This window comes from Azoarcus indigens (genome assembly GCF_004361735.1).
Classification (GTDB): Bacteria; Pseudomonadota; Gammaproteobacteria; order Burkholderiales; family Rhodocyclaceae; genus Azoarcus; species Azoarcus indigens.
The window spans coordinates 22234-35428 of sequence record NZ_SNVV01000021.1; the positions used below are offsets into that span (position 1 = coordinate 22234).

General features: G+C 65.7%; 15 protein-coding genes. 3 read left to right on the top strand and 12 right to left on the bottom strand.

Features of this window, described 5'->3' with window-relative positions:
- Positions 1 to 25 precede the first annotated feature (25 nt).
- From iscX to C7389_RS19330, 11 genes are all read right to left on the bottom strand, one after another.
- A complete protein-coding gene (gene iscX, locus C7389_RS19280; protein WP_133594288.1) occupies positions 26 to 220 on the bottom strand; it encodes a Fe-S cluster assembly protein IscX in 195 nt (64 codons plus the stop codon).
- On the bottom strand, positions 220 to 561 hold the full coding sequence (fdx, locus tag C7389_RS19285) for an ISC system 2Fe-2S type ferredoxin (protein WP_133594289.1): 342 nt from the start codon (positions 559 to 561) through the stop codon (positions 220 to 222). Before fdx ends, iscX begins: the two co-directional genes overlap by 1 nt.
- Positions 558 to 2426, bottom strand: coding sequence for a Fe-S protein assembly chaperone HscA (hscA, locus tag C7389_RS19290; protein WP_133594290.1), 1869 nt, complete (start codon positions 2424 to 2426; stop codon positions 558 to 560). Before hscA ends, fdx begins: the two co-directional genes overlap by 4 nt.
- Complete coding sequence (hscB, locus tag C7389_RS19295) at positions 2426 to 2959, bottom strand: Fe-S protein assembly co-chaperone HscB (RefSeq protein WP_133594291.1); 534 nt, start codon at positions 2957 to 2959, stop codon at positions 2426 to 2428. Before hscB ends, hscA begins: the two co-directional genes overlap by 1 nt.
- A 13-nt stretch (positions 2960 to 2972) precedes the next feature.
- Entirely contained in the window at positions 2973 to 3296 is a 324-nt protein-coding gene (gene iscA, locus C7389_RS19300; RefSeq protein ID WP_133594292.1) for an iron-sulfur cluster assembly protein IscA, read from the bottom strand.
- Positions 3297 to 3319: 23 nt separating this feature from the next.
- A complete protein-coding gene (gene iscU, locus C7389_RS19305) occupies positions 3320 to 3703 on the bottom strand; it encodes a Fe-S cluster assembly scaffold IscU (protein WP_133594293.1) in 384 nt (127 codons plus the stop codon).
- 27 nt (positions 3704 to 3730) lie between these two features.
- The gene (locus C7389_RS19310) at positions 3731 to 4942 is read right to left on the bottom strand and encodes an IscS subfamily cysteine desulfurase (protein ID WP_133594294.1); all 1212 of its coding nucleotides are present in this window, start codon (positions 4940 to 4942) and stop codon (positions 3731 to 3733) included.
- Between the two features lie 23 nt (positions 4943 to 4965).
- Positions 4966 to 6114 carry a cysteine desulfurase family protein gene (locus tag C7389_RS19315; RefSeq protein ID WP_133594295.1) on the bottom strand — a complete coding sequence of 383 codons (1149 nt, stop codon included), beginning with the start codon at positions 6112 to 6114 and terminating at the stop codon, positions 4966 to 4968.
- Positions 6115 to 6124: 10 nt separating this feature from the next.
- A complete protein-coding gene (gene iscR / locus C7389_RS19320; protein WP_133594296.1) occupies positions 6125 to 6607 on the bottom strand; it encodes a Fe-S cluster assembly transcriptional regulator IscR in 483 nt (160 codons plus the stop codon).
- 125 nt (positions 6608 to 6732) lie between these two features.
- Positions 6733 to 7488, bottom strand: coding sequence for a serine O-acetyltransferase (cysE, locus tag C7389_RS19325; RefSeq protein WP_133594297.1), 756 nt, complete (start codon positions 7486 to 7488; stop codon positions 6733 to 6735).
- Between the two features lie 89 nt (positions 7489 to 7577).
- Positions 7578 to 8312, bottom strand: a complete 735-nt coding sequence (locus tag C7389_RS19330; protein WP_133594298.1) for an RNA methyltransferase — start codon at positions 8310 to 8312, stop codon at positions 7578 to 7580.
- 94 nt (positions 8313 to 8406) lie between these two features.
- Between C7389_RS19330 and C7389_RS19335 the strand changes: the two genes are divergently transcribed.
- Positions 8407 to 9219, top strand: coding sequence for an inositol monophosphatase family protein (locus C7389_RS19335; protein ID WP_133594299.1), 813 nt, complete (start codon positions 8407 to 8409; stop codon positions 9217 to 9219).
- Positions 9220 to 9252: 33 nt separating this feature from the next.
- Here the strand turns inward: C7389_RS19335 and C7389_RS19340 are convergent, their stop codons facing one another.
- Entirely contained in the window at positions 9253 to 9501 is a 249-nt protein-coding gene (locus C7389_RS19340; RefSeq protein ID WP_133594300.1) for a hypothetical protein, read from the bottom strand.
- Positions 9502 to 9812: 311 nt separating this feature from the next.
- Here C7389_RS19340 and mutS point away from each other — a divergent pair, with 311 nt between their 5' ends.
- Both mutS and C7389_RS19350 read left to right on the top strand, forming a co-directional pair.
- Positions 9813 to 12347, top strand: a complete 2535-nt coding sequence (gene mutS, locus C7389_RS19345) for a DNA mismatch repair protein MutS (protein ID WP_425455586.1) — start codon at positions 9813 to 9815, stop codon at positions 12345 to 12347.
- Complete coding sequence (locus C7389_RS19350; protein WP_133594301.1) at positions 12344 to 13105, top strand: fused MFS/spermidine synthase; 762 nt, start codon at positions 12344 to 12346, stop codon at positions 13103 to 13105. Before mutS ends, C7389_RS19350 begins: the two co-directional genes overlap by 4 nt.
- Positions 13106 to 13195: the final 90 nt, after the last annotated feature.

Sequence of the window (13195 nt, forward strand, 5' to 3'; positions counted from 1 at the left end):
GGGTCACCGGTTCAGGCGGGACAACTCAGGCCAGTTCGTCCATCCAGGCCTGCTGGATGGCCTCGAGGATGCGCTCGCCGCAGCGCTTCGGATCGTCGTCGAACTCGGGCAAGGCCATCACCCAGTTCATCAGATCGACAAAATTGATCTTGCTGGGATCCGCGTCCGGATGGGCGTCGCTAAGCTGGATGGCGATTTCCTGTACGTCAGTCCACTTCATCAGTGCTTGCCCTCCCGGGCCATGTTGATGGTGTAGCGCGGAATTTCCACCACCAGCGGCGTCTCCCCCACCAGCGCCTGGCAGGAAAGGCGGGAGTTCGGCTCCAGGCCCCAGGCCTTGTCCAGCAGATCCTCTTCTTCCTCTTCCGCCGGATTCAGCGACTGGAAGCCTTCACGCACTACCACATGGCAGGTGGTGCAGGCACAGGATTGCTCGCACGCGTGCTCGATGTAGATGTCGTTCTGCAGCAGGGTGTTGCAGATGGACTCGCCCGGTTGGGCTTCGATCACCGCCCCGTCCGGACAGAGCTCGACATGGGGCAGCACAATGATCTGGGTCATACCTCTATCTCATCCACTTTCTGGCCGGCCAGCGCGGCACGGATGCTGTTATCCATGCGGCGGGCGGCAAATTCATCGGTCGCGCGCGCCAGCGCGTCGATGCCGGTCTTGATGGCGCGGTGATCCTGGCCCCGTGCCAGCTCGCGCAGTCGGGCGATCGCGGCCTCGATCTCGGCGCGCTCCTGCTCGTTCAGCAACTGGCCATCCTTGGCCAGCGCCTGCTCGGTCGCCTCCACCACCCTGCCGGCCTCGACCTGCTGCTCACGCAGCGCGCGGGCCTGCATGTCGTCACCCGCGTGCTCCACGCCGGCTCGCAGCATGCCGGCGATTTCATCGTCGCTTAGGCCGTACGATGGCTTCACCAGCACGCTGGCCTCGACCCCGGAGGACATCTCCCGCGCAGACACCGACAGCAGACCATCGGCATCCACCTGGAAGGTCACCCGGATACGGGCGGCGCCTGCCACCATGGGCGGGATGCCACGCAGCTCGAAGCGCGCCAGCGAGCGGCAGTCGGACACCAGTTCGCGCTCGCCCTGGACGACGTGGAAAGCCATCGCCGTCTGGCCGTCCTTGAAGGTCGTGAACTCCTGCGCGCGGGCAATCGGCAGCGTGGAGTTGCGCGGCACCACCCGCTCCACCAGCCCGCCCATGGTTTCCAGGCCGAGAGAGAGCGGAATCACGTCCAGCAGCAGCCAGTCGTCCTCGTCGGCACGGTTGCCGGCGAGCACATTGGCCTGCATGGCCGCCCCCAGGGCGACCACCTTGTCCGGGTCCAGGTTGGTCAGCGGTTCCTGGCGGAAATACTCCGCCACCGCGCGCTGGATGTGGGGCATGCGGGTAGCACCGCCCACCATCACCACGCCCTTGATGTCCTCCACCGTCAGCCCGGCGTCGCGCAAGGCCTTGCGTACCGGCGCCAGCGTCTTCTGCACCAGGTGGCGGGTCATCTCGGCGAAATCGTCGCGGGTGATCACCAGGTCGATCTCCTCGCCGCTGGAGAGCTTGACCTTCACCGGCGCCTGCTCGCAGGAGGTAAGGAGTTCCTTGACCTCCCGCGCCTTCATCTGCAGGCGGCGGGCATCGGCGGCATCCGGCGGCGAGATGCAGGCCTTGTCCAGCATCCAGCAGAACAGGCGGTGATCGAAGTCGTCGCCGCCCAGCGCCGCGTCGCCGTTGGTGGACAGCACCTCGAACACGCCGCGGGACAGCTTGAGGATGGAGAGGTCGAAGGTGCCGCCGCCGAGGTCATAGACCGCGTAGACACCCTCCGCCGCATTGTCCAGACCGTAAGCGACGGCCGCGGCGGTCGGCTCGTTGAGCAGGCGCAGCACGTTGATGCCGGCCAGCGTGGCGGCATCCTTGGTGGCCTGGCGCTGTGCGTCGTCGAAATAGGCCGGCACGGTGATCACCGCGCCGGTGAGCTCGCCGCCCAAGCTTGCTTCCGCGCGCAGGCGTAGCGGGCGCAGGATCTCGGCCGAGACTTCGACCGGCGTCTTGGGGCCTTGCACGGTACGCAGCCGCACCATGCCGGGGGCGTCCTCGAAGTCGTAGGGCACGGCCTCGATGTGGGCCACGTCCTTCAGCCCACGGCCCATGAAGCGCTTGACCGACACCACGGTATTGCGCGGGTCCAGCGCCTGCGCCTGCAGCGCGGCGCTACCCACGACGATGCCGCCGTCGGCGAGGTAGCGCACCGCGGAAGGCAGCATGGTGCGGCCGGACTCGTCCGCCAGGCAGACGGCGATGCCATTGCGCACGGTGGCGACGAGGGAGTTGGTCGTCCCGAGGTCTATGCCCACCGCGAGCCTGTGCTTGTGCGGCTCGGCGGACAACCCGGGTTCGGCGATTTGCAGCAGTGCCATCAGCTTTCCAGCGCCTCAAGGGCGTCGTCGATCTCGTGTTGCAGCTTCTCGATGAACATCAGCCGGCGCACGGTGTCCGCCGCGGCCGGATAGTCTCTGGCCTGGTCGAGCGTGGCTTCGAGTTCGGCCAGTACTTCACGAGCGTGTTGCTGCAGCCGGTGATGGAGTTGTTCGAGCTCTTCGACCTGCGCGGCGACCCGTGCCTCTTCCACCGCCTCCCGCCACTCCATCTGTTCCATGAGGAACTCGGGCGACATCGCGGTGTTGGTCTCCAGGCCGGTATCCACGCCCGCGAGTTCCAGCAGGTACTGGGCGCGAGACAGGGGCTTGCGCAGCGTGCGGAAGCCTTCGTTCACCCGGGTCGCCCACTGCATCGACCGGCGCTTGTCGGCATCCGGCAGATGGGCGTGGCGGTCGGGATGGACCTCGGCCTGCAGCTTGTGCCACACGGCCTCCAGCGCCGCTTCGTCGATGCGGTAGCGGCGCGGCAGGCCGAAGAGCGCGAAGTAATCCTGTTGCAGGTCTATGCTCATGCGGCCTGCAACCTCATACGTTGAAGCTCTCGCCGCAGCCGCACTCGTCCTTGACATTGGGATTGTTGAACTTGAACCCTTCGTTCAGCCCTTCGCGGACGAAATCCAGCTCGGTGCCGTCGATGTAGGGAAGACTCTTAGGATCGACGATGACCTTGACGCCGTGGCTCTCAAAGACCATGTCCTCAGCCTGCTGCTCGTCGACGAACTCCAGCTTGTAGGCCATGCCGGAACAACCCGAGGTCCGCACCCCGAGCCGGATTCCGACACCCTTGCCGCGCTTGGCGATGAAATTCGCCACATGCTTCGCCGCGCTCGGAGAGAGGGTAACGCTCATCGTTCAGGCTCCCGCTTGCAAGTTCAGTTGCTGTGCTTCTTCTTGTAGTCCGCCACCGCGGCCTTGATCGCATCCTCGGCGAGGATGGAGCAGTGGATCTTCACCGGCGGCAGCGCGAGTTCCTCGGCGATCTGGGTGTTCTTGATCTCCAGCGCCTGATCCAGCGTCTTGCCCTTGACCCATTCCGTCACCAGCGAGGAAGAGGCGATCGCCGAACCACAGCCATAGGTCTTGAACTTGGCGTCTTCGATGACGCCATCCTTGCCGACCTTGATCTGCAGCTTCATCACGTCGCCACAGGCCGGTGCTCCGACCATGCCAGTCGCCACGCTCTCGTCATCCTTGGCGAAGGAGCCCACGTTGCGGGGATTCTCGTAGTGGTCCAGGACCTTTTCGCTATATGCCATTTTCGTTCTCCTTGCTATCCGTTTCTGTCAGTGGGCGGCCCACTGCACCGTATCCAGATCCACGCCTTCCTTCACCATTTCCCACAGCGGTGAAAGCTCGCGCAGCTTGCCGATCTTCTTGTGCAGCAGATCCACGGTGAAGTCGATCTCTTCCTCGGTGGTGAAACGGCCCAGGGTGAAGCGGATGGAGCTGTGCGCCAGCTCGTCGTTGCGGCCCAGGGCGCGCAGCACGTAGGACGGCTCCAGGCTGGCCGAGGTGCAGGCGGAGCCGGAGGAGACGGCAATTTCCTTCACCGCCATGATCAGCGACTCGCCTTCCACGTAGGCGAAGGAAATGTTCAGGTTGTTGGCGACCCGATGCTCCATGTTGCCGTTCACATAGACGGCTTCCATGTCCATCAGGCCCTTGTACAAGCGATCGCGCAGCGCGCGCAGGCGCGGGATCTCGGTCGCCATCTCCTCGCGGGCGAGGCGGAAGGACTCGCCCATGCCGACGATCTGGTGGGTGGGCAGCGTGCCGGAGCGCAGGCCGCGCTCATGGCCGCCGCCGTGCATCTGCGCTTCCAGGCGCACCCGCGGCTTGCGGCGCACGTACAGCGCACCGATGCCCTTGGGGCCGTAGGTCTTGTGCGCGCAGAAGCTCATCAGGTCGACCTTCAGCGTCTCCAGGTCGATCTCCACCTTGCCGGTGGCCTGGGCGGCGTCCACATGGAAGATCACGCCCTTCTCGCGGCAAAGCTCGCCGATCTGCGCGATGGGCTGGATGACGCCGATCTCGCTGTTCACGAACATGATGGACACCAGCACGGTATCCGGCCGGATGGCCGCCTTCAGCACGTCCAGATCGACCAGGCCGTCTTCCTTCACCGCCAGGTAGGTGGCCTCGAAACCTTCGCGCTCCAACTCGCGGAAGGTGTCCAGTACCGCCTTGTGCTCGGTCTGGAGAGTGATGATGTGCTTGCCCTTGCTCTTGTAGAAGTGGGCCGCACCCTTGATCGCCAGGTTGTCGGACTCGGTGGCGCCAGAGGTCCAGATGATTTCCTTGGCGTCGCAATTGACCAGGCGAGCGACGTTCTCGCGCGCCTCCTCGACCGCCTTCTCCGCCTCCCAGCCATAGGAGTGGGAGCGGCTGGCCGGGTTGCCATAGTGGGACGTCAGCCACGGAATCATCTTTTCCGCCACTCGGGGGTCGACCGGCGTTGTCGCTGCGTTGTCGAGGTAGATGGGGAATTTCAACATTGTTATCTGCTCCACTTGATCATTTAGACCGCCAACGCGGTCAGACTTCTCAGTTCCCTGGTGAGACGGGCGAAGGCCTCGCCGAAGCGCGCCACCTCGTCTTCCGTGCTATCCCTGCCCAGACTCAGGCGCACCGCGCCCCGGGCCGTTTCCTCATCCACGCCCATCGCCAGCAAGGTATGCGAGGGCTCCGGACTCGCACTGGAGCAAGCCGAGCCGCTGGCGCAGGCAAAACCGGCACGGTCCAGCTTGGCCACCAGGGTCTCGCCGTCGATCCGCTCCATGGCGAAGAACACGGTGTTGGGCAGGCGGGCCGCCTGCGCCGAAAACACCCTCGCCCCGCAGGAGCCCAGCAACTCCACCAGGCGGTCACGCAACACGCTCAACCGTTTCGCCTCTTCACCCTGTCTTGCCGCCGCGCGCTCGCAGGCCACGCCGAAGCCAACGATGGCGGCCACGTTCTCGGTACCGGAGCGCAATCCGCGCTCCTGGCCCCCGCCGGCGATCAGCGGTGCCAGTTCCACCCGCTTGTCCACCACCAGGGCGCCTGCACCCAGCGGGCCACCGACCTTGTGCGACGAGATCGTCAGGCCATGCACGCCCAGGCGGCGGAAATCCACCTCGACCTTGCCCAGTGCCTGCACCGCATCGGTGTGCAACCACACGCCCTTCGCCCTGGCCTGCTGGGCAAACTGCGCGACGTCCTGCAAGGCGCCGGTTTCATTGTTGGCCAACATCACCGACGCCAGCGCCGGCTTCTCCATCACGGCGGCTTCCCAGTCTGCGGAGGACACAACGCCTTGGGCATTCACCCCGATCTCGCGCAGTTGCCAGCCACTGCGGCTCAATTGCCTGGCCGGCTCGCGCACGCAGGGGTGCTCGATGGCGCTGATTGCAATCACCCCTGGCTTGCGGGCCGCTGCCGCACCTTTGATGAAGAGGTTGTTTGCCTCCGTGCCGCCGCTGGTGAATAGCACCTCGGTAGGATGGGCACCGACCGCTGCCGCCACCCGCGCCCGCGCCTCATCGATGGCCGCCCTAGCCTGCCGCCCGTACTCGTGGCGGCTGGAAGGGTTGCCGAAACGCGCACCCAGCCAGGGCAACATCGCCTCGCGGACTACCGGATCCAGCGGGGTGGTTGCATTCCAGTCGAAATAGACGGGAGCAAACATGGAAGCCTCTTCAGGCCGCAGCAGCCTCGCGCAGGGAGACCGCCGCACGGCGGCGCACTTCCTTCAGCACGCCCATGTCCGGGTCAGGCTGGATCTCGCGATTGACCAGGGCGCCAAGCGTCACCGAATCCAGGTAGGCATACATGCGCTTGTTGAGGTTGGACCACAGGTCGTGCGTGCTGCAACGGTGCTCGTCGTGGCAGTTCTGCTTGCCGCCGCACTGGGTCGCATCCAGCGGTTCATCCACCGCGATGATGATGTCGGCAACAGTAATGGCCGACATTTCACGCGCGAGACGGTAGCCGCCGCCCGGACCACGGACGCTGGAAACCAGTTTGTGGCGGCGCAGCTTGCCGAACAGCTGCTCCAGGTAGGAGAGGGAGATTTTCTGGCGATCGGCAATGCCGGCCAGGGTAACCGGACCATCGGCCTGCCGCGAGGCAAGATCGATCATCGCCGTGACGGCGAAACGTCCCTTAGTGGTGAGTCTCATCTGGGGATACCTCGCAATTTTTTATATGTCACGTTCAGCTCAATACCTGAACGTTTCGCTCGACTATACGTTATTCCGACAAAAACGGTCAACTAATGCACAGACTATCGCCCCGATAACCCTGATCAATCAACCATTTTCGAAAGCCTCGAGGCATCAAAGGAATCGGCTTTTTCCACCGCGGCGTCCAGCGTGATTCCGGCAGCCTCCAGCCTGTCCATCAGGCACTGCAGGCGGCGGTCGGTTTCCACCGCGTGGTCCAGCAGGCCGTGCAAAGCCTTGGACAAGGGGTCGTCCATGTCGCGGGTCACACCGTAGGCGGAAAAGCCCATTTGCTCCGCCTTCTGCGCCCTGGCGCTGTCGCGCTCGGGATCGAGGATGCGCGCCGGATTGCCGACGGCCGTCGCGCCGGCCGGCACCGGCTTCACCACTACCGCGTTGGAGCCGATCTTGGCGCCATCGCCGACGGTGAATCCACCCAGCACCTTCGCCCCGGCGCCGACGACGACGCCCCTGCCCAGCGTGGGATGGCGCTTGGTACCGCGATACAGCGAGGTGCCTCCCAGCGTCACCGCCTGGTAGATGGTGCAGTCGTCGCCAATCTCGGCGGTCTCGCCGATCACCACGCCCATGCCGTGATCGATGAAGACGCGCCGGCCTATCCGGGCGCCGGGATGGATCTCGATGCCGGTGAGGAAGCGGCTGAGGTGACTGATGAAGCGGCCGAGCCAGAACCAGCGCCGATTCCAGGCCCGATGCGCCAAGCGGTGAAACATCAATGCATGGATGCCCGGATAACAGGTGAGGACTTCCCAGGTCGAACGCGCAGCGGGATCCCGCTCACGGACGCTGGTCAGATCTTCACGCAATTGGGCGAACATGGAATGCAATCTCCGCGGGGCAAAAAAGCGGGCCCGCATCGTGGCGGGCCTATCAGCCTTGAAACTGGCAGGGTTAATTTCCGACTATTTTAATCGACTTTACGCTGAAAGCTAGTCAGCATGCCGCGCAGGATGCCCACCTCTTCCTTCTCCAGCCGCACACGGCCGAACAGGCGGCGCAGGCGGGGAATCAGGCGGCGGGGGTTCTCCGGGTCGTGGAAGCCGCTTTCGATGACGGCCTTTTCGAGATGACCGAAAAAGCCCTCGACTTCATCGTGCGTGGCAGGTTGAGCCGGATTTTCATCGCCGAATACCGGCGCCGGCTGCATTGCGCTCATACGCAATTCGTAGCTCAGCAGTTGTACGGCGGAGCCCAGATTCAGGGAGGAGAAAGCGGGGTTCGTGGGGATGGTCACCGGCATCGAGCAGAGGGCGACTTCCTCGTTGCTGAGGCCACTGCTTTCACTGCCGAACACGATGGCGACGTCACCCCGCCGGGTATAGGCCAGTACCTGGCCCGCAGCCTCTCTCGCGGTAACCCGCGGCAGACTCAACTCACGCCGCCGCGCGGTCACTGCGGCAGCCAGCACGGTGCCAGCAAGCGCTTCTTCCAGACTGCCCACTACCCGGGCAGTTGCCAGCACGTCATCCGCGCCGGAGGCCCGGGCATCTGCCACCGGGCTGGGAAATTCGGCCGGCTGCACCAGCCACAGGGACTTCAGCCCCATCGTTTTCATCGCCCGGGCCGCAGCCCCGATATTGCCAGGGTGACTGGGATGGGAAAGGACGATACGGATGCGGTCGAGCGCGTCAGCGCCGTTCATATTAAAATCCGGTGTTTTTCGTATTCGATCGCGACGGGAACAGGGGCTGCGGCCTCGCCCGGCACGATCTGCCGAACCTAGCCGAGACCTTCGCATGCATCCCACCCTGAACATCGCAGTTAAAGCAGCCCGACGGGCCGCCAGTGTCATCAACCGGGCGTCCACCCAACTCGATCTGCTCACTGTGCAAACGAAGTCGCCCAACGATTTCGTCACCGAAGTGGACCGGGCTGCAGAGGACGCGATCGTCGAAGTGTTGCGCGACGCCTATCCGGGGCACGGGATTCTAGCAGAGGAGTCCGGCGAACTCGGGCCGGCGAACGGCGAGGAAAGCGAGTTCACCTGGATCATCGATCCGCTGGACGGCACCACCAACTTCATCCACGGCTTCCCGCAGTACGCCATCTCCATCGCCCTGACCAAGGGCGGCGCGTTGGAGCATGGCGTGGTGTACGACCCCATCCGCAACGAGCTCTTCACCGCCAGCCGTGGCAGCGGCGCCTTCCTGAACGACCGCCGCATCCGCGTCTCCCGCCGCAACCGGCTCGCCGATGCGCTGCTGGGCACCGGCTTCCCCTACCGCAAGTTCGACCATGCGGATGCCTACTTGGCCACGTTCAAGGAACTGACGCAGAAGTCCGCCGGCATCCGCCGCCCGGGTGCAGCCGCGCTGGATCTCGCCTACGTGGCTTGCGGCCGGCTGGACGGCTTCTGGGAAATGGGGCTGGCGCCGTGGGACATGGCTGCCGGTACCTTGCTGATCCAGGAAGCGGGCGGCCTGGTTTCCGACTTCGCCGGCGAGGCCAACCACATGACCACCGGCAACCTCGTCGCCGGCACGCCCAAGGTGTTCGGGCAGTTGCTGCCCATCGTCCAGGCTTACCGGCCGGCCAATCTGCCGGCCTGACGAAGCGGGCCCCTGCATAGGGCCCGCGTGGCTTCAATGCCGGGCGGTCAGCGCGCCGACGTGCACATGGCGGCCGGAGCGCCCGCCCACCCGGGCAAGTACCGAGGGCGGCGTGCCTTCGGCAAACTCGATCAGGTAGCCAGCCACCATGCCATTGCGGTCCAGCTCCTGCCTGTCGTTGATCACCCAGCGCAGAACATCTTCCACGCCGATTCCCAGGGTCGCGGCCAGGATCTCGGCCTTGGCGTAGTCGCTGTCCGCGCGGGATTGGGGCTTGTCCATCTCAGACCTCCTTAGCGTGATTCAAGGGAAGGTCTGGGGGTGACTTCCCGACGGCGGGGAAATTCCCCGGCGCGCGAGAATAGACGCTGAACGGCGGGAAGCGGGCGCCGACACCCCGACAGGAAAGGTGAAGCGCATCACATATCATTCCCCGCCGCGCCGCGCGTGAGCAGCGGAAACCGCCCCGGCCCTGTGGCTGCCGCCCGCCGGTAATACAACAGCGCCAGAACATTTCGGATAAATCGGTTACAGCCGTGAAGAACAGCCAGCAGACATCCGCACGGGAACCCATCGAAAGCCACACGCCGATGATGCAGCAGTACCTGCGCATCAAGGAGCAGCACCCGGACACGCTGCTCTTCTACCGCATGGGCGATTTTTACGAACTCTTCTTCGAAGATGCCGAGAAGGCCGCCCGGCTGCTGGACATCACCCTGACCACGCGCGGCCAGTCCGCCGGGCAGCCGATCAAGATGGCCGGCGTGCCCTTCCATGCGCTGGAGCAATACCTGGCCCGCCTGGTGAAGCTGGGCGAATCGGTGGTGATCGCCGAGCAGGTAGGTGAGCCGGGCGCGACCAAGGGGCCGATGGAGCGCGCCGTCAGCCGCATCGTCACCCCGGGAACGCTGACCGACGCCGCGCTGCTGGACGACCGCCGCGACTCCCTGCTGCTGGCCGCCAATCTGCATCGCGGCACGTTGGCGATGGCGTGGCTCAATCTTGCCAATGGCGACTTCCGGCTGATGGAGTGCCCGGCCGAATCGCTCCAGGCCCAGTTCGAGCGCCTGCGCCCGGCCGAAGTGCTGATTCCCGACGGCCTCTCCCTGCCGCTGCTGGAGACGCTCTCCCCGGCCCTGCGCCGACTGGCCGACTGGCAGTTCGATGCCGAGACCGGAGTGCGCCTGCTCACTGGCCATTTCGGCACCCGCGACCTCGCCGGCTTCGGCCTCGAAGGCCCTTCCCTGTGCCTGGGCACGGCGGCGGCACTGTATGAGTACGCCAAGGCCACGCAGCGCCAGAGCCTGGCGCACATCACCGGACTGACGGTAGAGCGGGAGTCGGAGTACCTGCGCCTGGACGCCGCCACCCGCCGCAACCTGGAACTCACCGAGACGCTGCGGGGCGAGTCCTCGCCCACGCTCCTCTCCCTGCTGGACAGCTGCGTCACCAGCATGGGCTCGCGCTGGCTGCGCCACGCGCTGCACCATCCGTTGCGCGAACGGCACATCCCGGAAGCGCGCCATGCCGCAGTGGCCGAACTCGTCGGCACTGGCGACGGCCGCTGCAACGACGCAGTCCGCGGCGCGCTGCGCGGCATCGCCGACGTAGACCGCATCACCGCCCGCATCGCTCTGCGCAACGCCCGGCCGCGCGACCTTTCCGCCTTGCGCGAAAGCCTGGTCCGCCTGCCCGAGCTCAGCATCGCCCTGGAGAGTACCGGCAGCCCGCTGTTGCTGCAGGTAAGGAATACGCTGGACGTTCCCGGCGCAGCGCTGGAACTGCTGGCGCGCTCCATCGCCGACGAACCCGCGGCCATGGTGCGCGACGGCGGCGTGATCGCCCCCGGCTACGATGCCGAACTGGACGAGCTGCGCGGCATCCAGAACAACTGCGGCGAATTCCTGCTCGCACTGGAAACCCGCGAGCGCGAGCGCAGCGGCATTGCCGGCCTCAAGGTGGAGTTCAACAAGGTGCATGGCTTCTACATCGAAGTCAGCCGCGCCAACGCCGAAAAAGTGCCGGACGACTACCGTCGCCGCCAGACGCTGAAGAACGCCGAGCGCTACATCACGCCGGAACTGAAGGCCTTCGAGGACAAGGCGCTGTCCGCCCAGGAACGCGCGCTGGCACGCGAGAAGATGCTGTACGAGGCCATTCTCGACCAGCTCGCCGAACACATCCCGACGCTGCAGCGCATCGCGCGCGCCCTCGCCTGCCTGGACGGGCTCGCCGCCTTCGCCCATGCGGCGGTGCGCTATGGCTATGTGCAACCCGGCTTCGCCGATCAGCCCGGCGTCAGCATCAGCGGCGGCCGCCACCCGGTGGTAGAACGGCAGGTCGAAAATTTCATCCAGAACGACTGCAGGCTGGCCGCCACCCGCCGCATGCTGATGATCACCGGCCCGAACATGGGCGGTAAATCCACCTTCATGCGCCAGGTGGCACTGATCTGCCTGCTGGCGCACGTCGGCAGCTTCGTGCCGGCGGACGCGGCGCGGCTGGGGCCGCTGGATGCCATCTTTACCCGCATCGGCGCCTCCGACGACCTCGCCTCCGGCCGCTCCACTTTCATGGTGGAGATGACCGAGGCGGCCGCCATCCTGCACGGCGCCACCGAGCACAGCCTGGTGCTGATGGACGAGATCGGCCGCGGCACCTCGACCTTCGATGGCCTCGCCCTCGCCTTCGCCATCGCCCGCCAGTTGCTGGAGAAGAACCGCAGCCTGACGCTGTTCGCCACCCACTACTTCGAACTGACCCGACTCAACGGCGAATACCCGGAATGCGCGAACGTGCACCTGGACGCGGTGGAGCATGGCCACCGCATCGTCTTCCTGCACGCACTGGAGGAAGGCCCTGCCAGCCAGAGTTACGGTATCGAGGTGGCGGCGCTGGCCGGCATCCCCGCCAGCGTCATCCGCGACGCCAAGCGCCGCCTGCGCTCGCTGGAGAACCGGGAGATAGAGGCCGGCCCGCAGGCGGATCTCTTCGTCGGCCTGCCGGATCTTGAGCCGGAGCCGCTGTCCCATCCGGTACTCACCAGCCTGGCGGAGATCGACCCGGATGCGCTCACGCCGCGAGAGGCGCTGGAGCACCTCTACGCCCTGAAGCGGATGTCCTCATGAGCGGCACGCCCATCGATATCTCTGAAAGCAGTGGCGTGCGCTACCTGCACTTCGGCTCGGACTGGGTGCAGGGCGCGATGCGCATCCGCCGCCCCTATGACCTGGAACTGGCCTACACCCGGGAGATGATGGCCGGCCTGCTGCTGCGCGTCGATTCGGGATGGCCGCGGCGGGCACTGCTGATCGGCCTCGGCGCTGCGTCCCTGACCAAGTTCATGCACCGCCATTGCCCGCAATGCCGGATGGACGTAGTCGAGATCGAGCCAGCGGTGGTCGCCGCTGCCCGCCAGTTTTTCCGCCTGCCGGCGGAGGACGAGCGCCTGAGCATCCACATCGCCGACGGCGCCGAGCACATAGAGCGCTACGCCGGCGAACCCTACGACTACATCCTGGTGGATGGCTTCGACCGCAATGCCCGCGCCGGCGGCCTGGACACGCTCGCCTTCTACCAGGCCGCCCGGGACAAGCTCAGCGCCCAGGGGCTGCTTTCGGTGAACCTGTTCGGCCGCTCCAAGGGCTACAAAACCAGCCTGGGCCGCATCATCGAAACCTTCGCAGACAGGGCGCTGGCCTTCCCGTCCTGCGACAGCGGCAATGTCGTCGCCTTCGCGGCGACCGGAGAGGAAATCGCCCTGCCGATGGAGGAACTGCGCGGCAGGGCCAGCCGGCTCAAGCAGGACACCGGCCTGGATCTGCTGGCGACGGTAAGTCGCCTGGAGGCCGCCGGCAGCGTGCCCGGCGGGGTGCTGCGGCTGTAGGCGGCCGGGAAAGACTGAGGAGGTACGCCGGGAAGCGGCCCACGCGCCACCTCTGTCTCCACGCTTTCCAGGCAGGCCGATCAAACCCGG